At 61.7% G+C, this 26727-nt stretch carries 20 protein-coding genes; 13 read left to right on the top strand and 7 right to left on the bottom strand.

Annotated features, from left to right (window positions below; all coding sequences use genetic code 11):
* Both FYJ85_RS23210 and FYJ85_RS14980 read left to right on the top strand, forming a co-directional pair.
* Positions 1-280, top strand: a 280-nt coding sequence (locus FYJ85_RS23210) for a hypothetical protein (RefSeq protein ID WP_206213221.1), incomplete at its 5' end; no start/stop codon positions are given.
* A gap of 315 nt (positions 281-595) precedes the next feature.
* A complete protein-coding gene (locus tag FYJ85_RS14980) occupies positions 596-1186 on the top strand; it encodes a peroxiredoxin (RefSeq protein ID WP_106054719.1) in 591 nt (196 codons plus the stop codon).
* A 50-nt stretch (positions 1187-1236) separates the two neighbouring features.
* Here FYJ85_RS14980 and FYJ85_RS14975 read toward each other — a convergent pair whose 3' ends face one another.
* Genes FYJ85_RS14975 through FYJ85_RS14955 form a run of 5 tightly spaced genes read right to left on the bottom strand, consistent with a single transcriptional unit; the run spans position 1237 to position 7083 of the window.
* The gene (locus tag FYJ85_RS14975; RefSeq protein WP_106054718.1) at positions 1237-2805 is read right to left on the bottom strand and encodes a hypothetical protein; all 1569 of its coding nucleotides are present in this window, start codon (positions 2803-2805) and stop codon (positions 1237-1239) included.
* A 9-nt stretch (positions 2806-2814) separates the two neighbouring features.
* On the bottom strand, positions 2815-3450 hold the full coding sequence (locus FYJ85_RS14970; RefSeq protein WP_154419369.1) for a histidine phosphatase family protein: 636 nt from the start codon (positions 3448-3450) through the stop codon (positions 2815-2817).
* Positions 3451-3506: 56 nt separating this feature from the next.
* The gene (locus FYJ85_RS14965) at positions 3507-3962 is read right to left on the bottom strand and encodes a V-type ATP synthase subunit K (RefSeq protein ID WP_177996432.1); all 456 of its coding nucleotides are present in this window, start codon (positions 3960-3962) and stop codon (positions 3507-3509) included.
* A gap of 2 nt (positions 3963-3964) precedes the next feature.
* Positions 3965-5779, bottom strand: coding sequence for a V-type ATP synthase subunit I (locus FYJ85_RS14960; protein ID WP_154419368.1), 1815 nt, complete (start codon positions 5777-5779; stop codon positions 3965-3967).
* A 26-nt stretch (positions 5780-5805) separates the two neighbouring features.
* Positions 5806-7083, bottom strand: a complete 1278-nt coding sequence (locus FYJ85_RS14955) for a glutamate-5-semialdehyde dehydrogenase (RefSeq protein ID WP_206213220.1) — start codon at positions 7081-7083, stop codon at positions 5806-5808.
* Positions 7084-7379: 296 nt separating this feature from the next.
* On the opposite strand from FYJ85_RS14955, the gene FYJ85_RS14950 reads away from it, so the two are divergent.
* The 11 genes from FYJ85_RS14950 to FYJ85_RS14900 all read left to right on the top strand — a co-directional run bounded on the left by FYJ85_RS14950 (position 7380) and on the right by FYJ85_RS14900 (position 23214).
* Positions 7380-8648 (top strand): adenylosuccinate synthase, encoded by a 1269-nt coding sequence (locus FYJ85_RS14950; protein ID WP_106054715.1) that lies wholly within the window; start codon positions 7380-7382, stop codon positions 8646-8648.
* 78 nt (positions 8649-8726) lie between these two features.
* Positions 8727-9914 (top strand): FtsW/RodA/SpoVE family cell cycle protein, encoded by a 1188-nt coding sequence (locus FYJ85_RS14945; protein WP_106054714.1) that lies wholly within the window; start codon positions 8727-8729, stop codon positions 9912-9914.
* Between the two features lie 580 nt (positions 9915-10494).
* Positions 10495-10872, top strand: coding sequence for a hotdog domain-containing protein (locus FYJ85_RS14940; protein ID WP_106054713.1), 378 nt, complete (start codon positions 10495-10497; stop codon positions 10870-10872).
* Complete coding sequence (locus FYJ85_RS14935) at positions 10869-12320, top strand: metallophosphoesterase (RefSeq protein WP_206213219.1); 1452 nt, start codon at positions 10869-10871, stop codon at positions 12318-12320. Before FYJ85_RS14940 ends, FYJ85_RS14935 begins: the two co-directional genes overlap by 4 nt.
* A gap of 76 nt (positions 12321-12396) precedes the next feature.
* On the top strand, positions 12397-12642 hold the full coding sequence (locus tag FYJ85_RS14930) for a hypothetical protein (RefSeq protein ID WP_106054711.1): 246 nt from the start codon (positions 12397-12399) through the stop codon (positions 12640-12642).
* 295 nt (positions 12643-12937) lie between these two features.
* Positions 12938-14062 (top strand): GntR family transcriptional regulator, encoded by a 1125-nt coding sequence (locus FYJ85_RS14925; RefSeq protein ID WP_106054710.1) that lies wholly within the window; start codon positions 12938-12940, stop codon positions 14060-14062.
* 674 nt (positions 14063-14736) lie between these two features.
* Complete coding sequence (locus FYJ85_RS14920) at positions 14737-15498, top strand: prepilin-type N-terminal cleavage/methylation domain-containing protein (protein ID WP_106055776.1); 762 nt, start codon at positions 14737-14739, stop codon at positions 15496-15498.
* 70 nt (positions 15499-15568) lie between these two features.
* Entirely contained in the window at positions 15569-18682 is a 3114-nt protein-coding gene (locus FYJ85_RS14915) for a beta-galactosidase (RefSeq protein WP_154419366.1), read from the top strand.
* The gene (locus FYJ85_RS14910; RefSeq protein ID WP_154419365.1) at positions 18679-21162 is read left to right on the top strand and encodes a glycoside hydrolase family protein; all 2484 of its coding nucleotides are present in this window, start codon (positions 18679-18681) and stop codon (positions 21160-21162) included. The genes FYJ85_RS14915 and FYJ85_RS14910 overlap by 4 nt, the downstream gene beginning before the upstream one ends.
* 136 nt (positions 21163-21298) lie before the next feature.
* Positions 21299-22168 (top strand): peptide chain release factor N(5)-glutamine methyltransferase, encoded by an 870-nt coding sequence (prmC, locus tag FYJ85_RS14905; protein ID WP_106054707.1) that lies wholly within the window; start codon positions 21299-21301, stop codon positions 22166-22168.
* Positions 22165-23214, top strand: a complete 1050-nt coding sequence (locus tag FYJ85_RS14900; RefSeq protein WP_206213218.1) for a LacI family DNA-binding transcriptional regulator — start codon at positions 22165-22167, stop codon at positions 23212-23214. The genes prmC and FYJ85_RS14900 overlap by 4 nt, the downstream gene beginning before the upstream one ends.
* Here the strand turns inward: FYJ85_RS14900 and FYJ85_RS14895 are convergent.
* Together FYJ85_RS14895 and FYJ85_RS14890 are read right to left on the bottom strand one after the other, a co-directional pair.
* Positions 23204-23854 (bottom strand): prepilin-type N-terminal cleavage/methylation domain-containing protein, encoded by a 651-nt coding sequence (locus FYJ85_RS14895; protein ID WP_206213217.1) that lies wholly within the window; start codon positions 23852-23854, stop codon positions 23204-23206. The two genes, FYJ85_RS14900 and FYJ85_RS14895, sit on opposite strands and share 11 nt — an antisense overlap.
* Positions 23851-26670 (bottom strand): hypothetical protein, encoded by a 2820-nt coding sequence (locus FYJ85_RS14890; protein WP_154419363.1) that lies wholly within the window; start codon positions 26668-26670, stop codon positions 23851-23853. The genes FYJ85_RS14895 and FYJ85_RS14890 overlap by 4 nt, the downstream gene beginning before the upstream one ends.
* Positions 26671-26727: the final 57 nt, after the last annotated feature.

Here is a 26727-nt window from a genome sequence, read left to right as displayed (position 1 = left end):
GCTCCGTTTTCCAGCAACCGCGTCCCTCATCAGGCGCAACAGGGATTTAAAATATACCCTTTTCCGATATTTTCAAGCTCGGATTTCATTATTTTTCAATAATTTTCCAGAAACCCAAACCAGAAATCTCAACCAACATCCCCAACTTCAGGGGCAACGGATTCTTAATATAGCAGACGACAATAACGGATGCAAGCGAAATTCTGCTCGATTTTACGAATTTGAGCAAAAATATGGTCATCGGCAAGCCGGAATCTGCTTAATCTCACCGTTTGCATAGAGGACATGACAGTAATTCCCCGAATGGCGGCCCGGTTTCTCCATAAGCAAAATCGATCTTCCGTCGCGTTCCAATCTTTCGCCAGCCCTGACACGATCTGTCCTGTTGCCATTCATCCATGCCGCCCGATACTGTTTTGCGATAAGTAGGATAGCCGAAACAACTACTGATACAAGTATACGAGAATTGCAAAAAACTCACTATTTCTGATAATCATTCTTGAATTCAGAAAAAACTGGAATTATAGTAGATCGGGGGATATAGTAGAGACATCGAACGCAGGGGAAGAGCCTGCAAATTCAGAAAAGGAGGAATATCATGTCACTCGTCACCAAACTCGCTCCCGACTTCAGGGCAAATGCCGTCATGCCGGACAATACGATCGAGCCGTTCCAGCTTTCGTCTCTGCGCGGCAGATACATCGTGCTGTTCTTCTACCCGATGGACTTTACGTTCGTCTGCCCGACCGAACTCATCGCATTCGACAACGCAATCCGGAAATTCGAAGAACTCAACACACAGCTCGTCTCCGTCTCGGTCGATTCGGAGTACAGCCATTTCGCCTGGAAGCAGACCGAGCGCAGCAAAGGCGGCGTCGGCAAGCTCCGCTATCCGATGGTCGCCGACTTCACGAAGCAGATCTCGCGCGACTACGGCGTCCTGATCGACGAAGCCGTTGCCCTCCGCGGACTCTTCATCATCGACAAAGAGGGCATCGTCCGTCACGAGACGATCAATGACCTCCCGCTCGGACGAAATGTCGAAGAGGCGCTTCGCGTGCTCAAAGCGCTGCAGTTCACCGAAAAATACGGCGAAGTCTGCCCGGCCAACTGGAGCGACGGCTCCGAAGGACTGAAGCCGACCGCCGAAGGAATCTCGTCTTATCTCACCAAACACGAGAAATAAGAGGTTCCGTAGCCGAAAAGGTCTCCGCGGTTCGTCGCGGAGACCTTTTTTCATGGTTCAACCGGCGCTTCCAGCCGCGGAATTCCGTCCGGTTTTCCGGCATGGAGCGGCTCATCGAGCTTGAACAGCCACCCTTCGTCACTCTGCCAGGCGATCACGTAACCGTACAGATAAAGACGCTTCGCCGCGACCTCTCCGACCCGGGAAACCCAAAGCCAGCGACTCCCGATCAACTCCGCCAACCGGTCCGGCTTCGTAAATTTCGTTCCCCGGCGCAGCCCCTCAAGAAGCAGCATTGTCTTCCGCTTCTCCCCGGCCGCAAACATCGGGTCCAGTCCGCAGAGGAAACGATAGTCCGGCATCGCATAGAACAGTTGCGGGAAATCTCCCCAACTCAGATGCCCGATCACAGTACCCGGCGGAATCCCTTTCTCATGCAGCCAGTCAGCAAGTCCCCAATACGGATACAACGTCTGTTTCGGAGCCCGGGCAAAATATGCCGCACTCCATAAAAACGCCAGAAGCACCCATATCATGCAAACCCGGCGGACCGCTGGATCGCACTCCGTCCGACGCTCCCAGACCGCGAATGCCGCAACAATCGCGGGAACTCCATATTCCGCCATACGGTAGTAAAAGCACATTCCGATTCCGGTCCCAAGCGCAAGCAGACATAAAAACAGCTGTTCCCGATTCATCCGGAGACCTGCAATCCGGCGACGGCGACAGGTCACCCAGGTCGCCAGAAGCGGCAGGAAGAGCAGAAACGGCGACTCCAGCAGGCCCTCCCATCCGCTGCTCAACAGCTCCTCCCCCACCCGCAGACCGGACCCCAGCCCCAACATGCCGAGCACGACATCCACTCCCTGAAGCTTCCAGATCAGAAAGCTGTTCGGAAACTGCGGATGCAGCAGCAGAGCGACAAAAACGCCCCCCAACGCAACCAATGGATACCCGAGCGCCTTCCAGTCGCGATCTTTCCAGAGCACTGCCAGCGCATACGCCCCGACCGGCATCAGAATGAAGTGCGGATTGCTGTAGCAATAACCGAACGCCAGACCCGCAAGCGCCAAAACACCCCAGCGCCGGTTCCCCTTCATCAGCCGCGGCGAGCAGAAGCACCAGGCAGCCAATACGAACAAGGTTATCGCCAGCAGATGCGGACGCAGCGCCGTCAGGCGCAGCGTGAACGTCGACGACACCGTCACCAGAAGCAGCGTCCAACGCCACAGATTCCTGATCCGGAAGCGGTGCAGCAGCAGTGCGAACGCCGCAAGCAGCAGCGCACATAAAACCAGACTCGGCAGATGAAACGGAGGCGCATTGCCGAAACCAAGCCAGTCATTGACCCGGAACATCCCCCAGAGAAGCAGGTGGAACCCGAGCTCCTTATCGCTGAACCGCTCCTGCCAGACCGACAACGTCACATTCGGGAACTCTTTCGCGGCAAAAAACTCCGGCCCGAATTCCGCCATCGCCGCATGATAGAACGAATCGGAATCATACTCTCCATCCGGACACAGAACATAAACACGGACAAAAAGCAGAAAGGCCAGCGGAATCACAATCGCCGCCGTCAATTCCAGCAATCGCAACACATGCGGTTCCAGCCGTTTCATTTTTTCCTCTCAGTATCCGCCCGCCGGGGCGGAGGGCATTGTCAGGTGGCTGAGATCGTTCCAGGTGCCGAGCTGCCAGCGACCGTCGAAACAGATCAGCCGGGAGAGCGACGTATTGCCGACCTCCGGCACACACGGAAACGAGTGTACGCCGCCGAGCGCAAACCGCAGCATGGCCCGGATCACACCGCAATGGGTGACCACCAGAACCCGCCTGCCCTCCTCCCGTTCCGCCAGCTCTGCCAGACAACGGGAAACCCGGTCGTACACCTGACGCTTCGACTCGCCGCCGGAAATCTGAAAATCCGCCCGGTCCTCACGAAGCGCCGCCACTTCGTCCGGATAGCGGCGCTCGACCTCCCCGAACGGGAGGCCGACCCAGTCGCCGAGATTCCACTCCCGCAATTCCGGGAGCGGAACGACCGCCGCACCGGGAGCAATAATCCGTGCGGTCCGCATCGCCCGGCTGAGATCGCTCGCATAAACCGCGTCGAAATGCACCGCCTTCAGCCGCTCCGCCAGCCGGGCGGCCTGCGCCAGCCCGGTTTCGTTCAGAGGAACATCGTTCTGCCCCTGCACGACGTTCCGGCTGTTCGCAGCCGTCTCGCCGTGGCGGACAATATAAAATTCCGTTCTGTTCATCATAAAAAAACACCCTCCGGGTGAGTTCCCGAAGGGTGCCGCTTCCGTCCTGAAAACGTTTACGCCATCACCATGATCGAGAACACGAGCGCGAAAATCGCGCAGGTCTCGACAACACCGAGGATCATCAGGTCGTTTGCAAATCCCTGATTGGTTTCGGCGAACGAGTTGCAGCCGCCCGCAGCCGCCCTGCCCTGGAACAGGGCCGAGAACATCTGGGCCAGACCGCCGAACACACCGACCGCGAGATAAAGCGGCCACATACCCGGCGTCTTGGCGGCGGCGCCGCTGATCAGAATCATCATGATCATACCGTAAATCGTCTGGGAAAGCGGAGCGCCCGCCATGGCAAGCAGCAGGAACGGCGCGGGTTTATCCTGCTGATAGCACTTCTTCCACGCACCGATCGCGGCGGCGCCGGCGATGCCGGTCCCCATCGACGAACCCATGGCGGCCAGACCGACCGCAGCATATCCGCCGACCTTCGCCAACGCCATCATCATTTCCTGTTCCATGCTTATTGTTCCTCCATTTTCTTTCTATTTCCAAAAGGTTTGAATTTCGATCCGGCCCAGGTCAGGCCCACATGATTGGAAAACTCCAGCGTGTTCAACCGCACGCCGTGGACCATCACGCTCATCAGGCAGAGGGCGAGGTTCAGCAGATGTCCGAACAGAATCACGACCGCCGCCGGAATCACCATCAGCCAGGCGGGACCGAGCCCGAACACCGTATTTCCCATATCGTTGAAGCTCGAGGCGATATAATAGCCGGCCAGCCCCACTGCAAACAGCCGGATATACGAGAGCACATCGACGAAGCTGTTGATGATGCTGAACGGGAACTGGAACACCTGCGCCACATCCGTCCACTGGACATCGCAGGCCGCCACCATCAGCAGGCCGACCACGTAACAGACATACATCGCCATCGGGAAATCCCCCGGAAACACGAGCAGCCGGATCGTCAGGATATAGTTGCCGACCAGGAAGAACACCCAGCCCACGTTGCCGATGATGCTGCGCACCGTGCCGTCATGCAGCGCCTTCCAGATCCGCCCCATGGAAAGCTGCAGCAGCGCCAGCGAAAAGCAGATCAGCTGCGTATAGGCATTCTTGAGCGACTCGTCGGTCAGCTGCGGAATCTCCGCCCAATGCAGCCATGACGGGTTCGGCATACCGAAAATATTGCTGGTCATCACCCCCCAGACAATCGTGGCAGCCGACAGCAGCCCGAAAAGACGGACCGGCAGCTTCGCCGCGGGATTGCCGCGGAATTTCCAGGCGGCCAGCAGCGTACCGGCCAGGAAAACGAGACCGTAACCGGCATCGCCGACGATCATCGCATAGAAAATCGTAAAAAAGATGAATACACCCGCCGAAACATCGATCTCATCGTAGCCCGGCTCAATCCCGAGGAATTGGAACAGAGGTTCGATCGTCCGCACCAGTTTCGAGCTTTTGCGCAGCGTCGGCACCCGGTCGCCCGGAGCCGGATCTTCAATCAGGAGCCCCCAGCCGTTCTTCTCCGCCGCTTTTTCAAGTTCCGGAACAGCCGGCTCCGGAACGAAGCCGTTCAGCGAAACCACCTCGCCGTGTTCGGCCAGGGAATCGCTGACGCGCGAAAACTCCAGTTCGCCTCCCAGCAACGCCGCACGGCGCATCGCGGCCGGAATGGACACCAGCAGTTCTTCGATTTCGTCCTGAAGCGCCTGCCGTTCGTTGAGCAGCTCCTCCTCCCTCCGGCGCAGGGCGGGCGGATTGTCGTCAGCCCCGAGCCGGACTTCCGGCAGCACACCCGGCTCGATCTCAACCGTCGAGATGACCGCGAAGAAATAACGCCCGCTTTCGACTGCGATGACCTGAGTATCGGCATTTTCGAGCGCCTCCGCCGCTTCGAGCGCGCTCTCCCGCCCGCTGCAGAGGTAGACGTAAACTCCCTTCGCACGCAGCTCTTCGATCCGGTCCCGGTCGAAATCGCCCCAGATCTCCAGATGGCGCAGCTTCTGCTGAACCGAAGCGAGTTCAGCCTGAACCCGGTCACGGGATTCGAGCAGCTGCGATGCCTGCTCAATCACTTCCGCGCCGGAACGCTTTTTCCCGCCTTCCGGGGGAATACGGCCGCCCTCTTCGCACTCTTTCCGGTATTTCTGCAAAGCCCCGATCACCCGGACCGCCGTGTCATACGACTCGGCCAGCTGCTGGGTGTTGCCGGACTCGTTCCCTTTTGCAAGTTCCACCTGCATCACGCCGAGACGCCGCAAGGCGGTCAGCGCCGAATTCTCTTCGGAACCCAGCGCCAGCAGCGTGACTTTTTTCATCGGTACAATCATGTTTGCCGCTCTTTCTGCCGCTTGTATTATGAACGAATCTGCCCGTCGCCGCGGACGAGATACTTGTAACTGGTCAGCTCGTCCGCACCCATCGGCCCGCGGGCGTGCAGCTTGTCGGTGCTGATGCCGATCTCCGCCCCCATGCCGAACTCACCGCCGTCGGTGAACCGGGTCGAGGCGTTGCTGTAAAGCGTCGATGAATCGACATTTGCGAAAAAATAATCGATATCGGCCTGATTCGAGCTCACGATGCCGTCGCTGTGCCGGGAGCCGTACCGGTTGATATGGGCCACCGCCTCTTCGACCGAACCGACCATCTTCACGGCCAGAACCAGATCGAGATACTCGGCGTACCAATCCTCTTCGGCCGCGGCCTTCGCTTCGGAATCATGCCGCCGGAACTCTTCGTCGCCGCGCAGTTCGACGCCGCACTTCCTCATCTCCGCGATGAACGGCGGCAGGAACTCCGCAGCGATCCCGCGGTGGACCAGCAGCGTCTCAAGCGCATTGCAGGCGCTCGGGCGCTGGCACTTCGCATTCCGCACGATCGCGACCGCCTTCGCCACATCGCACTCCCTGTCGATATAGAGGTGGCAGACGCCTTTATAATGCTTCAGCACCGGCATGGTGGCTTCCGCACAGACCAGCCGGATCAGCTTCTCTCCGCCGCGCGGAATAATGAGATCCAGATAACGATCCATCTTCAGCAGCAGCGAAACCGCCGCACGGTCGGTCCAGGGAACCAGCTGCACCGCGCCGGCCGGCAGCCCGCATTCGACCGCCGCCTCGTCGAGCAGCCGGGAAAGAATCATATTCGAATGGAACGCCTCGCTGCCGCCGCGCAGAATCACGGCATTGCCGGCCTTCAGGCAGATTCCGGCCGCATCGACCGTCACATTCGGGCGCGATTCATAGATGATCCCGATGACGCCGAGCGGCACGCTGACCTTCGTGATGACAAGCCCGTTCGGACGGGTCGTCTGCGACAGGATGCGGCCGACCGGGTCAACCTGGGAAGCGACCACGCGCAGCCCCTCGGCCATCTCAGCGATGCGGCGGTCGTTCAGGGCCAGCCGGTCAATCATCGCTTCGGAGAGGCCGGAGGCGCGGGCCGCGGCGAGATCCTGTCCGTTGGCCGCTTTGATCGAAGCGGCGGAGGATTCGATCCGCTCGGCCATCCGGCACAGGCAGCGGTTCTTCTCTTCCGGCGGAAGGACCGCCAGCGCACGCGACGCAGCGACCGCCTTCTCGCCCATTTCCCGCAAAACCCGTTCCATCGTCTCGATTCCGACCGAATCAGCCACTTGACCCATCTCCCTGTATTCGTCTTTTGCCGCAAATATGTATTAAGATATCCCGCTTTCCGCCAAGTTGCAAATTCCGGCGCCGGAATTTCGGCGGCAAATTGAGATTTTCCCGAAAAAACATGGGCCGGACGGATTCCCCGTCCCGGCGGGAAACCGGTTCTTCCGCTCAGATTCCGCGGAAGCCGGAAAAATCATTCCGAAAACGACGCATCCGATTTGAAATTACGGCAAACGGAGCTATGTTATTCTCCTTGTTTTCACAGGATAACCAAACCTTGATACGGGGGAAAAATATGCCGGTTGACATTTTGGTCGGAACCCAGTGGGGCGACGAAGGGAAAGGCAAGCTCATCGACGTTTTGACGCGCGATGTGGATATGGTGATCCGCTTCCAGGGCGGCAACAACGCGGGGCACACCGTCGAAATCGGCGACGAGCACTATGTGCTGCACCTGATTCCCTCCGGAATCTTCCGTCCGAACGTCGTCAACGTCATCGGCAACGGCCTCGTCGTCGACGTGCTCGGCCTGGTCGAAGAGATGAAGGGCATCGCCGCCAAAGGCTTCCCGGTCGACAACATCCGCCTGTCGAACCGCGCCCAGCTGATTTTCGAATATCACAAGCGCGCCGACGCGCTGAAGGAGTCCAGCGCCGGCACGAAAAAAATCGGCACGACCAAGCGCGGCATCGGCCCCGCCTATGCCGACAAAATGAACCGCACCGGAATCCGCGGCATCGACCTGACCCGGCCGGAGCGGCTCGAAGAGCAGTTCCGCGCCGAAGCGGCCAAATACAACAAGCAGTTCGCCGAACACGGCATCGCGCCGCTCGACATCGATGCCGAATGGGAGCGCGTCCGCGAAGCGGCCGACTACCTGAAGGATTATGTCTGCGACACCGTTTATCTGATCAACGACGCGATCAAATCCGGCAGGAAGATCCTCTGCGAAGGCGCGCAGGCCGCGCTGCTCGACATCGACCACGGCACCTATCCGTTCGTCACGAGCAGCAACACGGTCTCCGGCGGCGCCTGCACCGGAGCCGGCATCGCGCCGCAGAAGATCCGCGATGTCTGGGGCGTCATCAAAGCCTACACGACCCGGGTCGGCGAAGGCCCGTTCCCGACCGAGCTTTTCGACCAGGACGGCGAAACGCTGCGCCAGGTCGGCCATGAGTTCGGAGCCACCACCGGGCGGCCGCGCCGCTGCGGCTGGTTCGATGCGGTCGCCGGACGATACGCCTGCATGGTCGACGGCGTCAACAAGCTCGCGGTGACCAAGCTCGACGTGCTCGACAGCTTCGACAAGATCGGCGTCTGCGTCGCCTATGAGATCGACGGCAAGGTCACGAAGGAGTTCCCCGCATCGGTCGAAGAACTCGCAGCGGCCAGGCCGGTGCTCGAGTGGCTGCCGGGCTGGAAACAGGACATCAGCGGCGTTTCAAGCTACGACGAGCTGCCGGAGAACGCGAAGAAGTACCTTGAACGCATTACCGAGCTGGTCGATTCCGAGCTCGCCATCGTCTCCGTCGGCCCCCGCCGCGACCAGACCTTCGAAATCTGAACGGCAAACTAACGATAACACCGGGGGGCGAAGCGGAATAAATTCCGTTTCGTCCCCCTTTTCAGTGAAAAGCGGTTCATGACTGCGAAAAGGAAACAACAGCCGGATTACGGCCTGCCGATGCGTCTGCTGCACTACCTCGGCAGCTTCGATTTCGTTCAGGTCACGGCGCTGCTGTTTCTGATTGCCGTCGGGCTCGTTTTCATCTACTCCACCGGCGTGCAGATCGGCACGGCGACCGCCCTGCAGGCCTTCAACCGCCAGCTGCTGTGGGTCGGGAGCGGCACGCTGCTCTGGCTCATCGGTTCGATGCTGAACCTGCGGCGGACCGAATACAAGGTTCTTTCGCTGCTCTTCTATCTGTTCACCCTCGTGCTGCTGCTGCTGCTGCCCTTCGTCGGGCAGAAGGTCAACGGGGCGGTCAGCTGGCTGAATATCCCCGGCGTCGGTTTCCGGCTCCAGCCCTCCGAATTCGCGAAGCTCTCGCTGATCATGCTGCTGGCGGCGATGTTCTCAACCGCGGTGTTCTCGGTGAACAAATTCTTCTGCCTGCTGCTCTCCGGCATCACCGTCGCGATTCCGCTTGTGCTGATTCTGAAGGAGCCCGACTTCGGCAGCGCCCTGATCCTGCTGCCGATTTATCTGGCCATCGTGTTCTGCGCGGGGCTCAAGTGGCGGTACATCATTTTCGTCTCCGTCACCTCGACCGTCGGATTCGGCCTCATCGTCGCCAACGAGGTGCTGAAGATACGGCCTTTCCTGAAAGGCTACCAGCTGAACCGCATCCTCGCGTTCCTGCATCCGGAGGACTTTCTCGCCAGCACCGGCTACCAGCCGTGGCAGGCCTACCTTGCGGTCGCCTCGGGCGGACTCACCGGGAAAGGCATCGGCGAAGGGACCCAGAACTCCCTCGGCTTCCTGCCCCAGATGGCGGCCAACAACGACTTCATCTTCTCGATCATCGCAGAAGAGACCGGCTTCATCGGCTGCGCGCTGATTTTCCTCGCCTACCTGCTGCTGCTCTACTCGATCCTGCGGACCGCGTTCCTGACCGATGATCCGTTCGGGCGCTATCTCTGCATCGGCATTGCGGCAATCATCTTCACACACTGCTTCATCAACATCGGCATGAGCATCGGCCTCACGCCGGTGACCGGCCTGTCGCTGCCGTTCGTCAGCTACGGCGGCTCCTTTTTCCTGATGCTGATGGCGGCCTGCGGACTCATCCAGTCCGTGTACCGCCACCGCGACGACGGCAAATCCTGACCGTCTTTCCGGCTTCATTCACCTTACGCGGGAAAAATTTTCCAAAAAAATTAGACAAATCTAATTTGCGTGCTTGCAAACCGCTTTTGCGGTGATATAGTAATGGTGTTCTCCGGAAAAGAAACGGGCACTCTTTTCCCCGCCCTCCCCCGGATGCTTTTTCTGCATTTTCAGCATCCGCGGGAGGGTTCTTCTTACCCAATCCCATTCCCCCGGGCATGGCGGCGGCATATCCGTTCTGCCGCCGCAGCACCCCATGTTCCCGAAATTCCGGGAAGCTTTATCGGCAACCTGCGCAATGCAAACCTGCGCCCGCCATCCGGAAAGAAAGAAGCCGGATGCAGGGAAAACATCCGGCCCGGGAAAAAGGGAATAGGGAACGAAGAATCCAAACCTCCGCGGGAACTGCGGAATATCCGTTCTTCGCTATTCAACATATACTGTCGAACGCAGGTTTTCAAGCCATTTGATAAAAAAATATCTATATTTATATACTTTATCGATATTCCCCCCCTTTCCGGTTTGCCGGCGGCGGCCAATGGAATTATATTGATCCGGCAAACAGGGAGGATGCAGCACCATGAGTCAATCACCGGAACAACTACCGTTCTTTCTCGGTTCCCGGCTGGTAAAAGAGCTCGACCTCGGCGTCGGCGGCAATCTTTACGGCGGCCGGATGCTCGATTTTACAGCCGAACAGGCGGCGATTCACGCGGCCCGGTGTACCGGGGAATCCCATCCGGTCGGCTACCGGTTCTCCGAATTTTACCTGACGCGGCCGGTCAAGGCCGGCGAAATCCTCGATTTTTATGCGGGCAAGCCGGAGTTCGGCCGCAGCAGCGTCACCTTTTCGATCGAAGCCCGGGTCGGCGGTGAGCGAGCGCTCCGCGGCGAATGCACCTTCGTGGCAATCGGTCCCGACGGCCGGAAAAAAGCCCTGAAGGAGCGGAAACCATGAGCATCCGCCTCGCAGTCGTCACCGATATTCATTATTCCGGCGGCCCGAACCGAAGGAATCCCGGCCGGAAGGGAGCTTACGGGGCCCTGCTGCTGAAACGGTTCCTGAAACTGCTTGAAATCGAAGGCTGGCCCGATGCGGTCATTGCGGCCGGCGACCTCATCGACCCGGCAATGGCCGGGGACCGCGCCGCAATCGGCCGCCTGAACGAGCTCGGCGCCCTGCTGCGGGAAGTGCCGGTGCCGGTCATCGCCATTCCCGGCAATCACGATCTTCCGCCCGCCGCATTCTATGAATGCATTCCGAAGCCGCCGGAGTATATTGAGATCAAGCGCACCAGGATCATCCCGTTCCTCGACCCGGAGCGGCCCGGCTGGAACGCCGAGCGGCTGCCGGAGGAGCTGGCGAAATTCGACCGGGCGCGTTCCGGTTTCGACGGACAGCTCGTGGCACTGCAGCACGTACCCGTTTTTCCGGCCGGGACCGGAAACTCTCCTTACGGCTACCGGAACCGGGACGAAATCATCGCAAAAATGCACGCGACCGGCTGCGTGCTCTCCATCTCCGGCCACCATCATGCCGGGAGCGAACCGGTTTTCGACGGGAAGGCCACGTTTCTCTGCGCGCCGGCCCTCTGCGAGTCGCCGTTCTCTTTCGCCCGGATCGAACTTGACGACAACGGAACAGTCAGATACGAAACCGATTCATTCCGGCTTCCGGACGGTTTCGAATGGTTCGACCGCCACACGCACACGCCGTACGCCTACTGCGGGGAAAATATGGATTTCGAGGCGGAAAAGGAGTTGATGGAGATGTTCAATCTCGCGGGCTGCGACGTGACCGAACACAGCGGGCAGCTCTACTTCACCAAGCGCGGATTTTTCGGTTTCGACTGGTTTTTCAACGGGTTGCGCGAACCGTATGCGGTGAACCGGCTCCCGGACTTCCTCGCATATTGCCGCTGTTTCGGCGACGAACGGTTCCGGGCCGGCTTCGAAGTCGATATCACCCGGAAGTGCGAACCGGTCATGACAACCGCACTGCGTGAAAATGCGGCAGCCCTGATCGGGGGAATTCACCATCTTGACCCGAACTGTCCGCCGGGAGAACTCGGGGAGCTCCATCTCCGCATGATCGAAGCGTACGGCCGGGCCGGAATTCCGGTACTGGCCCATCCGCTGCGAATTCTCCGCAAGCGGGGCATCGACCCGGAACCGTATTTCGACCGTATCATCGCGCTGCTGAAAACATACCGCATGGCGGCCGAAGTCAATTTTCACCATAACAGCGCGCACCCGGAATTCACGCGGCGCGCGCTGGCGGCCGGAGTGAAGCTCAGTTTCGGAAGCGATGCGCACCACCTGTCTGATTTCGGTTTTCTGCAGCCGCACATCCGCCTCTTGCGGAGCCTCGGTTTCGACGGCGACTGGCACGATATTCTGTATTGAAACCGGCTGCCGCATCTTTCCGGCTGGATTTTTTGAGAAAAGGTACTATATTAGTGACAGGAAAGGAGCTGTTCGCATGGCTGACGCATCGAAAAACAACACCGCCCTGCTGCTGGGCATGGGCTTGGACGGCCGGGATGAGCATCGCCGCATCACCCGGGGCGACAACTTCTGCCTGGTCGGCGGCTCCGAGGAAACCCATGAGAAAATGACTGAGACCGCCGTCAAATTCAACGAAAAGCTCTCGAAACGCGGCAAGCGACTCGGCGAACTCTCCCGCGAGGAGTTCACCGATCTGATCCGCGAAGCCTCCGGCAAATAAGCGCACGCCGCCCTCCGTGTCCGGCGCTGTTTTCCGAAGTGTATCACTTCATTGTCATACAGTCTTCCGTCAGCGGCCCGCAGTTCCCCCCGCGGCCGGGACATCCACACTCCTCACCGCACATGCCCGATCAATGAATCGCCCTTCTCCCTGGCCAAACCGCACAGCGGCGCGGGGACATCGATTTTTGAATTATTTTTCATTTTCCTATTGACATTCTTTTTATTTCTGGTATAATTAATACAGAAATACACCAAATACAAAGTGTATTACCAATAAAAAGAAAACGAAATTCATGGATAAATACGACAACATCATCAAAGAGTGCCGCGATCTGGTCGAGAGCCTCCCGCCGGGAGCAACGGTGCCTTCCGTACGCCGGCTGATGAAGCGCTTCGGCGTCAGCCAGCTCGTCATCACCCAGGCGATGAACGAGATGAAGAAGGCCGGCCTCATCGTGTCGCAGGTCGGCCGCGGCACCTTCAAAGCGCCTGCCGACAACCGGGAGAACTGTCCGAACGGCGTAGTGTCCCTGCTGCTGCCGGACTGGCAGTCCAGCTTCACGGCCGCAATTCTCACCGAATTCGCCCGCCATTTCACGGCTTCCGGATACACATTGAAACCGTGCTACCACAACTACGGCATCGAACGCGTCACGCCGGAAATGCTGCCGGCGGAAAGCGATGCCCTTATCGTTTACTGGCACTGGGATTTCGACCTCAACACCTGGGAACACCTGGCACGGCTGGACTATCCGGTGGTGCTGATCAACAGCGCACCGCAGGGACTCGGCATCAATGCGGTCAGCACCGATAACGAACTCGGCGGCGCCATGGCGGCCGGCCATTTCCTGAACAACGGCCACACGAAAATCGGCATGATGCTGACCCAGCCGCAGCTCGACAGTACGGTTTCACGCCGGAACGGATTTGCAAAATACCTGATGGTCAATGGAATCACTCCGCTGATCATCGACTGCAACACCCGCCCCGGCGAGCAATCCAGCGCCCGCGCCTACGAAAAAATGATGCAGCTCGGGCGCAGCGGAACCTTCGACTGCACCGCCCTCTTCTGCGACTCCGACCTCGGCGCGCTCGGCGTTATGCGCGCCTGCCATGAACTCGAACTCTCCGTTCCGAACGATCTCTGCATCATCGGTTTCGACAATATCCCGGAATGCGGATTTTTTCACCCGGCACTCTCTTCAATCGACCAGAACCTCGGCGAGTGGGCCGTCGCCGCCGAGAAGATCATCCACGCCTGCCGCAACGACCCGCAGGTACGCCGGACCGGCCGTCAGACTCTGATTGCGCCGTCGCTGGTGCTGCGGGAGAGCACCCGGCGCTCCGCCGCCGGAGAAACGGTCATCCCCTGGAAACGGCCGGAAGGGTTTCCGCACGGAAATATTGCCGCCCGGTAAAACCGGAATCAATCGGTCACCATTTTCCGCGCCGGAAGAACGTGTTCCGCGCACGGGCAGAATATCGAATTGTCCCGAAGTAAAAAAAGCAGGAGAAACAACCAGAAAAAACAAACATCCGGCAGCCGAGTCCACTCGCCGGCTTAACTCTTTTCCATGATACGACATTTAAGGAGGTTTTATAAAGAAGATATATTTCACGTTGATCGAGCTGTTGGTGAATATGTCACATATATAACCGCAATTGCGTATAATACCGGGTATGTGAAACAAAACAGCATTGCCGCCCGGCAAAAAAGCGCGGTATGCGCCGCGCAGCGGATGTGAACGGACTGCACGGTTCGGCGGCAGCCGAAGCGGGCAGCGAGGAGCAGGTGCGACGAAGGTGAATGCAGCGGAGCGAAGGCCCTCTGCCGCAGCCCGTGAAGCGGGCGGTGAAGAGTTGGCCGCCGCAGGCGGACAAGTAAGGAGGACAAAGTCCTCCGCCGCGGGCGGTAAGGGCGCAACCCACGGGAAATGAAAGCCCGGCACAGGGTAAGAAATGGGGGTGCGGGGGAAATGTATTTCCCCCGCGAATCCCGCGACAATGCAGACGGACGAGTCCAGGAAACGAAAACGGAACAATTCTGCCGCCAGAGGCCGAATAAATTCATTCAACAAAAAGGAGTTATATCATGACAGACCGTACAAGGAAACTTCACATACCCGGTATTATGCGCAAACCGTTCACTCTGATCGAATTGCTGGTGGTTATTGCCATCATCGCGATCCTGGCCAGCATGCTGCTGCCGGCCATCAACATGGCCCGCGACGCCGGAAGGGACCTGACCTGCGTCAACAACCAGAAAACGCTCGGGACGTTCATGCATATTTACGCGCAGGATCAGGGCAGATGGTGCCCGCCGCGCGGACGGGGATACAACCACCTGAACCAGCCCAACGAGCAGATTCCGTGGTCCTGGCTCCTGCTCCACAACGGCGGCATGGCCGGCAATCCGGGCTACGTTCCGTCGCCCTCCTCCGGAAAGTCGAATATTTTCAACTGCTACCGGCACGACGCAAGTTACACAGGGAGCGCCAACCGCCAGTACCTGCGCAGCTACGCCTACAACTGCGGCAACGACTATGCGGCGAAAGGCATTCCGCTCGGCACCCGTTTCGACTCCAGCCCGACGCCGGAAAAATTCAAGCATCCGTCGATGACCGTCATGCTCTACGAGCTGATTCCGCCCATGGCGGCCAAGCCGATGAACTCCATTCTGGTCACCTACGACAAAACCGATGCGATCGGCGTGGCGATCGGCGGCGCCGACCAGTTCATGCCGCACGGCGGCGGCAAGCGCGTCAATTTCCTCTTCTTCGACGGCCACGCCGCCTCGGCGCCGCGTCTCAAGACCTGGGGCGACGACAGCGGTTACTACCGCGACTGGGATTGACCGGAAACCGTTCTTTCACTCCGGACGGCGGAATGCCCGCCGTCCGTTTTCCTATCGGAGAATCCAATTGATGACTTTACGAAAACCCCTGCTGCTGTTTCTGGCCGCCGGTTTCGGACTGGCGGCGGCCGCCGCGCCCGAATACCGCAAACTGCGCGAAGCAACCGGCGATGACCGCCACCTGGAAGGGCGCGTCAACTTCTCCCCGGATGCACTGGCTTCGAGCTCCGGCACCTATTCGAATCCGCCCTGGTCAGCGGAGTCGGCGTTGAGCGACGAACCGATTCCGGCTCCCGCCGGACTGGTCAACTCCAGTCCCCGCCGGGGCTGGATGTCGCCGTGCTTCGACGCGGTCGACCCGGAGCAGCCGTATCTGCAGCTTGACTTTCCGTACGCGGAGCCGGTGCAGTTCGATACGATCGCCTTGTTCTACAATTTCAAAAAATCCCCCGCCTACCGTCCTGCTTATGTGATCGAACGACGGCTGGCCGGAAACTGGAGTGAGATTTTCCGGCCGAAAACGCTGGATGAAGCAACCCGGCCGCTGATCCGCTTCTCCGCTCCGCTCGCTGCCGATGCGCTCCGGATCCGCTTTTTCGAACCATCCCCGCAGAACGCCTGGACGGTGGAGCGGTTCTGGGTTTACGGCAGCGCCGCCCCCTCTCCCCGGCTCGGCGGCGGAAAAATTCAATTCGATGCCCCGGGCCTCGCGCTGACGGAGGGCGAAATGGTCTGGCAGCCCGGACAGAAACCGCGGCTGCGGATCAGCTTCACACCGGGCGCCGGAGTTCCCGCGCATCCGGCGAAACTGACGCTGCGCCTCACGGATTACTACCGGCGTCCTCTGTTCACCGAACCGCTGCGGGTTCTGCCGGTCGATCTCGGCAAGCCGTTGCAGGAGACGGTCACGCTCGATGCACTGCCGCCCGGCCCCTACTATCTCACGGCCGAAATCGGCGACGGGGAACGCGTGTTCGCCCGGAACCGCGTTCTTTTCGGCGTGGCCGGAGCCGCTCCGGTCCCGGTGCGCGGCAACCTGCCCGCCCTCGCCCCCCCCGTGGTCGAAATCGCCGGCGCGGTCGGGCAATACGACGGGCTCGGACAGCGGAAATCGCGCCGCACGGTCGATGCCGTATTCAAAAACGGCTTCAACACCATGCAGCTCGAATACTTCTGGGGCGACCTCGAACCGCTGCCCGGCGTCTACAACTTCTCCGACCTCGACGCGATGGTGGATCATGTGCTGGAACAAGGCAAATTCTTCAACATCACGCTCTATTTCGCCGACGACCAGACTCCGGAGTGGCTGCGCTCGCCGGAGTACATCATGCGCGACCAGTACGGCAGCCCGGCGACCGGACGCAACTTCTGGAAGATGAAGTTCTTCAGCCCGCCGTCGGTCTCGTCCCCGCTCTTCCGGCAGCACTTTGCCGCCCTGTGGGGGAAAATCGCCGAACGCTGCGCCGGAACCGGCCGCATGCTGCGCTGCGATATCCGGCCGCCGCTGCTCGAGGTGTTCTTCTTCGACGAATACACGAATCTTTACGTGAACGGCGGCAAAACCGACTTCGTCTGGGATTACAGCCGCTGGGCCGAGCAGGCGTTCCGGGAGTATCTGCGCGACTGCCGCAAGCTCACGCTCGAGGCCGTCAGCCGGCGCTACGGCCGGAAACTGGCAACCTGGGAGGAGCTGAAGCTCCCGCTGCCGCTCCCGAAAGAGCAGCGCGCCGCGGACCGGCGTCCGGAGTGGCTGGATTTTCTGGATTTCAAGCTCGTCCACACCCAGCAGCAGTTCTACCTCGATGCGATCCGCGCGATCCGCAAGCACGCGCCGGATATGAAATTCTTCGCCTCCGAAGCGTGTGCGGACGCGTCTCCGCCCGGCCGTGAGATCGGGAAACTGGCCGAGGCCGGGCAGCTCTTCGCCGGCAACTTCTCCATCGAACAGGGCCGGGAATATTTCCAGTACGACCAATACCGCCACCAGCCGAAGCCGATCTGCTTCGAATGGGGGGAGCCGACCACGTCGTATCTCTCCTACAACGGCGGACTCTTTTCGATCCTGCCGCTGCTGTCGCACGGTTCGCTGCGCTGGGTCGGAGCTCCGGCGCTGGAGGAGGAGGCATATGCGAATCCGGTCACCTGGCGTTCGTGGAACGACCTGCGCGCGCTGGCCCCGAAGCTGGCCGATATTTCCCGGTTCGAACTGATCGACGACTCCGAAATCGCGCTGATCGGGGGCTTCAACCACGACAATGCCCACTACGAAAACTGCCGCCCTGTCCGGCGCATCCGCCGCCCGACGCAGTGGGACCGGCAGGTGGTCAACAACTGGGGCGGGCTCTCCGGCGTACTGAAGGCGGCAAACTATTACAACGGCCTGCCGCCCTACTATGAGCTGACCGCGCAGACACCCGAGTCCAAACTGCGGAACGTCCGGCTCCACATCGACGGCGGCCACCCGGATGTGCCGGAGACGGTGCAGCGCCGCGCGCTCGAATTTGTCCGGAACGGCGGCAAGCTCGTCCTCTGGAACACGAGCTTCCGGCGCGACGGAGAACGCGCGACCGAGGCGGTGAGGCGCGAGCTCGGCATAACATCCGGTTCCGCCTGGACGGAGGAGCCGGTCGATGCGGTCATGACCCTGCCGGGCGGCAGGCCGTTCCGGGCGCAGCTCTACCGTTCAGGAGCCGGAACAACCTGTCGGGGGGAAGTGATCGGCCGCGACGCAGCCGGCAGACCGATAGCCTGGAGAATCCCGTTCGGCCGGGGGGAAGTGCTCTTTTTCAACGGCCTGCCGGTGCTCGATGCCGCCGATCAGTGGACGCCGTGGATGGACGACCTGTTGAAATGGGCCGGAGTCCGTCCGTTCAGCCAGGTCCGCATGAGCACGAAATTCCCGCTGCCGAATCTGCTGACCTACGCGATGCGGGAACCGGAATCCGGACGAATCCTGCTCGTCATGTACAACTACACGAGCGAACCGATGGAGGCGCAGGTCCGCTACCGCGGGCTGCCGGCCGCCCCGGACTGGAATGCCCGGATCTATCACAACAGCAAAGCAGGAACCGGAATCCGAAGCAGCCGCCCGGGAAAGGAGCTGTCGGAAATCGACGTCCGGATCGAACCGCTCGATCTTCTGCTCGTCGAACTCTCCGCACCGGAAACAGGAGGAACCCGTTGAACAGGACATGGAAAAAAATCGCCGCGCTGGCGGCGGCCGCGGCGCTCGGAGTTCCGGCTTCCGCCGAACTGACCACCGGCCGGATCGGCAATATCTTCACCACCGGCGATGAAGTGCGTTTTCACTGCACGGACGCCGGTACGCCCGCGCCGGAATTCGAAGTCCGGAACTGGCGGCAGGAGACGGTGCGGAGCGGAACGCTTTCCGCCGAAATCAGGCTCCACGGGCTGCCGCCCGGCTACTACACCATCGGCGCCGGTACGGAGTGGACGCCGTTCGCCGTCGTCGCCGATCCGGCGGAACTCCGCCGGACCTCCGAAGGCTTTTACGGGATCGATTCGGCCCTGAGCTGGATCGGGTGCGGCGCCCCCGAAGCCGGCGAAAACATGTTCGCCGGCGGAGCCGACCTCGCCCGGCTGCTCGGCGTGTCGATCGTGCGCGACCGGCTCGGCTGGAACGATACGCAGCCGGGACCGGACGGCAAAACCGACTGGAAGCAGTTCCTCGCCTGTGCCCGGCTGCTCCGCGAACGCGGGCTCGAAGTGCTGACCGTCTTTCACGACGCGCCTTCCGCCATGCGCCGGCGGAACCGGACGCTGCCGGACGACCTGCGCGAAGTGTACGCCTACGCCCGGAGCCTCGCCGCCGGACTCGGCCCCGAACTCAACGCGCTGGAGTTCTGGAATGAGCAGAATGCCGACTGGTTCTGTCACGACCCGGTGTGGGAACTCGCCGCGGCGCACAAGGCGGCGGCCCTCGGAATCAGGTCGGTCCGGCCGCAGCTCGCGGTGATCACCGGCGGGCTGACCGAGTGGTTCCCGAAGCCGGTGCGCTATTTCGAGCGGTTTCTTGCCAACGGGACCTACGCCTACTTCGACGCGGCCGCATTCCATCTCTACGGGCCGCTGTCGAGCTATCCGGAATTCGTCTCCGGCCTCAACGCCGCTTATGCGGCCCGCAAGCTCGCCCCGAAACCGCTGTGGATCACCGAAAGCGGCACCCACTGTGAGGGATACGGGCAGGTCGACCCGGTCTTTCAGCGCGGCAAAGCATATCCGTTCGAGGTGAACGAGGCTTTTTTCGACCGCCGGGAACACTCATTCGCCCAGAACCGGCTGCTCGCGGAATTCACGGTCAAGTCGGCGGTCGTCATGCAATCGCTCGGAATCGCCCGGAACTTCCCGTTCGTCCTGCTGCCCTACAACGAACGCGGCAACCGCAAGGTGTGGGGGATGATGACCTGGGATTACCGGGTGACCCCGCAGTTCGCCGCCTATGCGAATCTGTGCGCACAGCTCGGAAATCTCCGCTGCCTCGGCCGGCTCGAAACGCCGCCGGAAGTCGCCGCCTACCTGTACGGAGACGATGCGGGCAGCCAGACCGTCGTCTACTGGCTGCGCTCCGGCACGGTCGACGAACATGCGCTCTGGCACCAATATACGGTCGAAGAGCTCGAAGCGTACGACCGGTCCGCAGCGACCGCCGAATTCACGCTCACTCTGCCCGGACAGGCGAAAGAGTTGCGGCAAACCGATCTCATGGGCGCCGTGACCCGCCTGCCGGGCGGGACCGAACTCAGACTGGCGGCCGAACGCTTTCCGCGCTATCTGTCCGGAGTGCGCGGACTCCGCCCGGCAATCCCGGCTCCGGCCGTCCCGCGGAATGCCGCGCCGGACGCCGCGTCGGACACCTCCATCGTCCTGCAGCTGACCCCGGACGACAACCGCCGGATCACCGACCAGCAGTCGATGACGCTCGAACTGCCCGCCGCCTTCCGGCTCAGCGTCTACAACTTCGGGGAACGCGAACAGACGGGAACCCTCTCGGTCAACGAGGAGATCACGGTTTCCGGGCTGCCCGGGACCGTCACGGTCCCGCCGGGCGGCCGGGTGCAGCTGGAGATTCTCGTCACCGCCTTCCACGGCAGCGCCGCCCACGGAGAACTGCGTTTCGGCGGCAGTTTCGGCGGCAGGCCGATCCCGCCGCTCACAGCTTTCGCACTGTTCCCGGCACGGCTGGCCGAACTCTTCCGGCCGGTGCCGGTCGACCCGGGGAACGGCAGCCGCTGGGTGCCGGAGTCGTCCGGAACATTCACCCGCAAGGAGGACGGCGGCTTCCGGGTCGATTTCACCGGCTGCGGCGATGACAAATGGGTCTACCCGATGCTTCCGCTGACCGGAGAAGAACGGGCGAACGGAGAACTCGCGGCGATCGCATTTTCGGTCAGGGCCGAGCAGCGGGAGGGGAGCGGCTACAACAACGCTTTCGCCGTGCTGCAGGATTCCGGCGGGACGAAAAGCTTCCTGCCCATCCCGAACCCGACGGCGGAATGGCGGCGGATTTACGTCCTCCCGGCCGATCTCCCCGACGCGCTGCGCGGCGACGCCCTCCGCCCGGAACGGCTCTCCATCGGTTTCAATCCGGGTTCGCGGTTTCTCGACTATCAGATCCGCGATCTCGTCCTCTACTATCGGAAATGAGCATTTCCGATGCAAATGCCTCCGGATTTTGAGGCCGGGAGCATTTGCAAAAGCCCGGCGCGACGATATATTATAATATGAACGATGAACTGAAACGTACACTTTTTCGCAAATTCTTCCGGAGGGCGCCGCAGCGATGAGCCGTTATTTTGAACTGCGACGCGAACTTCTGGACAAATTCACCTCGGCCGGCATCGAAAGCGCCGGCGTCGAAGCCGACATCCTGATCTCCGAACTCGCCGGGTTCAACCGGGCGGAACTGTTCCTGCAGTCCGATGCGACGGTTCCGGCCGATCTCGAAAAGCGGATCCGGGCGCTCGGACAGCGCCGGGCCGGACGCGAACCGCTGCAATATCTGCTCGGCTACGCCTACTTCATGAACATCCGGCTCGACGTGTCGCCCGAAGTGCTGATTCCGCGCCCCGAAACCGAGTGTCTGGTCGAATGGGCGGTCGATACGCTGCCGCAGGGCGGTTCGCTGCTCGACCTCGGCACCGGTTCGGGCGCCATCGCTCTCGCCGTGGCCGACGAACGGCCCGACGCCGTGATTACGGCGGTCGACGTCAGCACACCTGCGCTCTCCATCGCTCTGCACAACGCCGAACGGCTCCGGCTGACGCAGGTCCGCTTTCTCGAATCCGACCTCTTCGACGCGGTCGGCGGGGAAAAGTTCGACCTGATCGCCGCCAACCTGCCGTATGTGACCGACGAAGAGTACGCCGCGCTCGAGCCGGAGGTGCGCGTGCACGAACCGCGGCTCGCGCTGACCGCTCCCGACGCCGGTTTCGCCCTGATCCGCCGCGCCGCCGAAGAGGCTGCGCCGCACCTGAATCCCGGCGGCAGAATCATCTTCGAGCTCGCCCCGGCCCAGGTTCCGCGTCTCGCCGGGCTGCTCGCCGCGACCGGCTCGTTCCGGGAGGTCGCCGCCATGCAGGATTACACGCACCGCGAGCGGTTCATCACGGCATGCCGCTCCGAAGAAGCCGGAACGGAGGCGGCGGGATGAACGGAAAAGAATATCCGGCCGGACGCAGCTGCAGCATCCGCGACCTCGCCCGGTACGTCGGCCTCTCGACCTGTACCGTCTCGAAGGTGCTGAACAACCGGGCCGGACGCAAGATTCCCCCGGCGACGCAGGAGCGGGTGCTCGCCGCGGCCAGGGAACTCAACTATGTGCCGAACGTCAACGCGCAGCGGCTGTTCCGCCGCCGCAGCGGCGTGATCGGGCTTCTGGTTCCGGCCCACCCGATGACGCCCGGCAATGTATTCGGGGATTCGCACTTCGTCGATATCTTAAGCGGCATGGAGCCGCGGCTCGAGGAAAGCGACTATCACCTGATGCTGCTGTTCCGCAACGAGGAGAAGCGGCCGGACGAAAGTTACCAGAGGCTCTTCCGCGCCGGGACCATCGACGGGCTGCTGATCTGGGGGGCCTCCCCCGAATGCGGCTATTACCGGGAGCTCGAGGAGAACGGCATGCCGTATCTCTTCATCACCAGTACGCCGGCGGCGGAGGATTCCGTGCAGGTCAATACGGTCGCCAGCGACTACCGCCGGACCGCCGCGGAGGTGACCGGTGCGATGGTCCGCGCCGGCTGCCGGAAGCTGCTCTATCTGGCCGGCCCCGAAAAAAGCTCGGTGACTGCCGCGATGCGGCTCGGCGTCGACGACGCGCTGGCCGGAAGCGGCGTCCGGCTGGTCACCCGGTTTTCGCGCTATGTGCCGGATGAAGCACGCAACGCCGCCTTCGAGGCGCTGAAGCGGGAACAGTTCGACGGCATCCTGAACGTCTCGCGCGACATGACCCCGGGCGTGCTCGAAGCGGCCGAGGCGTTCGGAACCGGCGGAGACATGCTCCGGATGGCGACGCTCGACTGCGCGTCGAACCGGCCGCTGCTGCCGCAGGAGCTCGCGGCGGGACAGGTCGATGACCTGTCAATCGGCCGCGCCGCAATCGACTCCCTCATCGAACTCATCGAACGGAAAACGGCCCGGATCAGCAAACGGATTCCGGGCACGCTGGCGGTCAATCCGCGCTTCTTCACTGATTGACGGGCGATGCGAAGAGCCAGCCGGCATCGAGTCCGGACGGCTGCTCCGGCCGGCGGACCCCTTCGGCATGCCCATCCGGGAACGCGACGTTCATCACGTTGCCGTGCCGGAACGGAGGCCGGAATCTCTCCGCGTAATTGAGATCGCTCCGGAGATAAATGAACGCCATCGGATCGACCGAACCGGAATAATCGGTGATGAGCCAGGTCCGCGACGGCTCGCGCAGCGCTCCGAGCTTGCTGTAGCGATAACCTTCGAGATTCGCCATGCCCATAACCTGCGCGAGCCCGGCATAGCTGAGCTTCCGCTTCACGCCGTCGTCGAACTTGTCCGCCGTGATGAAATCCCCCTCGGTACAGGAGGGACAGATCAGCACCTTCTCACTCCCGCCGAGGCTGGTTTCGAGCAGGCGGTTGAACCACTTTTTCCCCCACTCCGCCCCCTGGCTCGGCACGATGAAATCCTCATTTTCGCCGCCATACATCAACGCGGCGGTTCCGAGCTGCTTCAGATTGCCGGTACACGAGGCGGTTCTCGCCCGTTCCCGCGCCTGGTTCAGCGCCGGCAGAAGCATCGAAGCAAGAATGGCGATGATCGCGATCACGACCAGAAGTTCGATCAGAGTAAAACTCTTTTTCATTTCACGGCTTCCCTTTCCTGATAAAGTTCCAGATTGTCGATCCATATTGCGTCGCCGGGCCTGCCGCCCCGGATGTCGAGAAAGAAAATGGCTCTCGCCTCCGGCGCGTTCAGGATTCCGGCGGGCAGGACGGCTTTCACCGTCGTCCACTCCGCGAGCTCCTCCGGAATCGCAGAGCTCCTGCCCCTGAATGCCTCGCTTGCGATGGAGTTTTCCCCGTGCGCCGCCGGGCTCCAGGTGCCGAGCCACCCTTCCCGGAAGAAGGCGACGTTGAACGACAGCTTCACCCCCGGACTGAGCCGCCCCCGGAGGCGGACCGAAAAGTGCAGCGGCCGGTCGGAGCGGTACGGCGGCCTGCAATGCAGGTGCGTCCGGCTGTCGAAGGGCCCGTTCAACCTCATCGCCCCCTCCGCCGGATCGAACATCTCCGGCCCCGCCAGCTGGTATTCATCGAGCGAACCGTTGTCGAAGGCGCCGTCCTCGACCAGCGTGGTCCGGTCGACCATCACCGGAATCGTCCGGACGACCGCGGGAAGCGACGCATCCGGCAAGGTGACGATACAGCGGATGGCACCCGCGCCGGAACTGTCCCCGGCCCGCAGCTTCAGCCGGAACAAACCGTCCGGAGCCTCCTCCTCCACGGCGGCCGGGAACCCTTCGGGCACGCGGACTTCAACCCGGCTGCCGGCCGGAATCCGGAACGCCGCTTCGGCAGTGGAATTCCGGGTCATGGCAACCGGCCGAACGCGGCCGACCTGCCGTTCGGCCGCCGCAACCCGGCCGCGTTCGGCCATCCATGCGTTCCGCTCCGCAGCGGCGCGGCGGCCGGGCGTCTCGCTGCCGGTCAGAAAAACCGGGCCGCGAGAAAGGTCGATCGTCATGTCCTCTGCCCTGCCGGACGCAACCGGGTTTGCGAAGAGATCGAACACCCCGATCGCTTCGCCAGGCGCGCAGCCGAGCTCAGACGCCTTGACGGAAACACCGGGGACGTCGCTCCAGACCACCGCGCGGCCGCCCGAAAAAGCGACGTAACGGACCGCGTCGTTCACTTCGACCCGGCCGAGACAGGTCCGGCCGTCAAGCAGCTTCGCGGTCGCCGCGAGCGAAGCAAATGCGGTTTTCGGCTGGAGTCCGAGGTAGAGCAGCCCGATGCTGCTGTCCCAGGTGCGGCCGGAGGGATCGCGGCTGTCGCGCGGATCGAGACTGCAGAAGTAGAACACCTTCCCCTCCGCCCCCGCGAAATGCATCGCCTGCGCGTAATTGATCACAAGCTGCTCCGCCTGCCGCTTTTCGCTCGTGCCGGGAAACGCTCCGGAGTACTCCGGGCAGCCGTCGTAGCCGGCCGCGCCGATTTCATTGAAATACTGAGGTTTGCCGAAAAATCCGCCGCAGTCGAGCAGCTTCTGCCGGGCGAGCTCGCGCCGGACGAAATATTCGGCCGGCGCATAGGTGTGAAGCGTGACCACGTCGGTCGATGCCGCGACTCCGGCGTCGCCGGCCGCCTCGAGCCATTCGCGGACATTCGCATGCGACAGGGTGTGGATTTTCGCCGCCGGATTCGCGGCGCGGACCGCCGCGGCCGTCCGCCGGGTGAGCTTTGCATAGAAACCGGCGGAGAAAGCGGGGTTGTGCCCGGCCAGCAGGTCCGGTTCGTTCCAGACCTCGTAATCCGTGACCTGCGGCGAACAGTGGCGGACGATGCGGCCGACATACGCCTCCCAGAGCTTCATCTGCTCCGCATCGAGCGGCGTCATCTCGGTCGACCGGCCCGGCACCAGCCACGGAGCGCAGTTGTAGAAGATATATTCGAGCTTCTGGTCGTGCAGCGCAAGTCTTCTCAGCATCGCATCGAGGGCGGAGGTATCGAACCTGCCGCGCTCGGGCTCCTGCATCTTCCAGGTGTTCTCCCAGTGCAGCCACGGCCGGACCCAGCGGATTCCGGCCGCCGCGAAGAGCGGAAGCTGATAGCTGTAATACCAGTGCTGCTGCTGAAAAACGTTGATGCCCATAAACGATTTTTCGTGCGCGACCTTTTCCGGCGCCGGAATCCGGGTCAGCCGCAGCTTCGCGGAGCATCCGTCCGCAGTCAGCAGCTCCGCCTCGAAACTGCCGAACCGGCCGGGCTCCGCCGGAAGCTTCACGACCCGTCCGGTCAGCTCGACCGGACGGCGGGAAAGCTCAGCGCCGCTGTAATAGTCGCGCAGAATCAGAGTCGCGCGGCGCGGAGCCGGGACGCGGCGGACCGCGATGAGCTCCACCGGTTCCCCGGCTTTGAAAACCGAACCGACCCGGCCGGTCTGGAGCTTGAACGAACCGTTCGGCCCGGTGAGCTCAAGCGACCGATAGCTCCCGCCGACCCGCAGATAGAGCCCGGTGAAATTCCATCTGCCCGCCGGCGCGGGGCCGAGACGAATCTCCGACAGCTCGGCCGGAATCTCGCCGTCCTTTCCCGGCTGCAGCCGGAGCCGCATCGAAAAATTCGGTTCGCGGATCAAAAAGCCGGAGCCGTCCGGTTCCGGCGTAATCTCCTTCCATTCCGCCCGGGAACGGTCGCCCGGGAACTCCGGATTCTCAAGCAGGAGTCCGACCCGGTCGGCGATGCCGGCTCCGGCCGCATAAAGCCCGACCCGGCCCGGATGAGCGAGCTCCTGCCCGACCGGGGATTCAAATTTCCAGCGGCCGCGCTCCTGCGCCAGCAATTCGACGAGGAACGGCTGCGGCGGGCGTTCGATTTCCGGCGGAACGGCCCCCCCCGCCGTCAGGACGGCCAGCACCGCCCAAAGGAATCCGGTCAGACATTTTTGCATCTTGCTCATGAATACTCCTGCTGATGGGTTGTTTCTGTACATATTATGTCACGATTTTCCCCGGCA

The organism is Victivallis lenta (assembly GCF_009695545.1).
GTDB lineage: Bacteria > Verrucomicrobiota > Lentisphaeria > Victivallales > Victivallaceae > Victivallis > Victivallis lenta.
This window is presented reverse-complemented; position numbering and strand designations above follow the sequence as displayed.

Bases quoted from the DNA above. Each gene is read 5' to 3' on its own strand.
- FYJ85_RS14915 (WP_154419366.1), top strand. From the start codon at position 15,569: ATGACTTTACGAAAACCCCTGCTGCTGTTTCTGGCCGCCGGTTTCGGA.
- FYJ85_RS14895 (WP_206213217.1), bottom strand. From the start codon at position 23,854: ATGAAAAAGAGTTTTACTCTGATCGAACTTCTGGTCGTGATCGCGATC.
- FYJ85_RS14975 (WP_106054718.1), bottom strand. From the start codon at position 2,805: ATGAAACGGCTGGAACCGCATGTGTTGCGATTGCTGGAATTGACGGCG.
- FYJ85_RS14920 (WP_106055776.1), top strand. From the start codon at position 14,737: ATGACAGACCGTACAAGGAAACTTCACATACCCGGTATTATGCGCAAA.
- FYJ85_RS14945 (WP_106054714.1), top strand. From the start codon at position 8,727: ATGACTGCGAAAAGGAAACAACAGCCGGATTACGGCCTGCCGATGCGT.
- FYJ85_RS14965 (WP_177996432.1), bottom strand. From the start codon at position 3,962: ATGGAACAGGAAATGATGATGGCGTTGGCGAAGGTCGGCGGATATGCT.
- FYJ85_RS14890 (WP_154419363.1), bottom strand. From the start codon at position 26,670: ATGAGCAAGATGCAAAAATGTCTGACCGGATTCCTTTGGGCGGTGCTG.
- FYJ85_RS14940 (WP_106054713.1), top strand. From the start codon at position 10,495: ATGAGTCAATCACCGGAACAACTACCGTTCTTTCTCGGTTCCCGGCTG.
- FYJ85_RS14935 (WP_206213219.1), top strand. From the start codon at position 10,869: ATGAGCATCCGCCTCGCAGTCGTCACCGATATTCATTATTCCGGCGGC.
- prmC (WP_106054707.1), top strand. From the start codon at position 21,299: ATGAGCCGTTATTTTGAACTGCGACGCGAACTTCTGGACAAATTCACC.
- FYJ85_RS14930 (WP_106054711.1), top strand. From the start codon at position 12,397: ATGGCTGACGCATCGAAAAACAACACCGCCCTGCTGCTGGGCATGGGC.
- FYJ85_RS14900 (WP_206213218.1), top strand. From the start codon at position 22,165: ATGAACGGAAAAGAATATCCGGCCGGACGCAGCTGCAGCATCCGCGAC.
- FYJ85_RS14925 (WP_106054710.1), top strand. From the start codon at position 12,938: ATGGATAAATACGACAACATCATCAAAGAGTGCCGCGATCTGGTCGAG.
- FYJ85_RS14970 (WP_154419369.1), bottom strand. From the start codon at position 3,450: ATGATGAACAGAACGGAATTTTATATTGTCCGCCACGGCGAGACGGCT.
- FYJ85_RS14960 (WP_154419368.1), bottom strand. From the start codon at position 5,779: ATGATTGTACCGATGAAAAAAGTCACGCTGCTGGCGCTGGGTTCCGAA.
- FYJ85_RS14950 (WP_106054715.1), top strand. From the start codon at position 7,380: ATGCCGGTTGACATTTTGGTCGGAACCCAGTGGGGCGACGAAGGGAAA.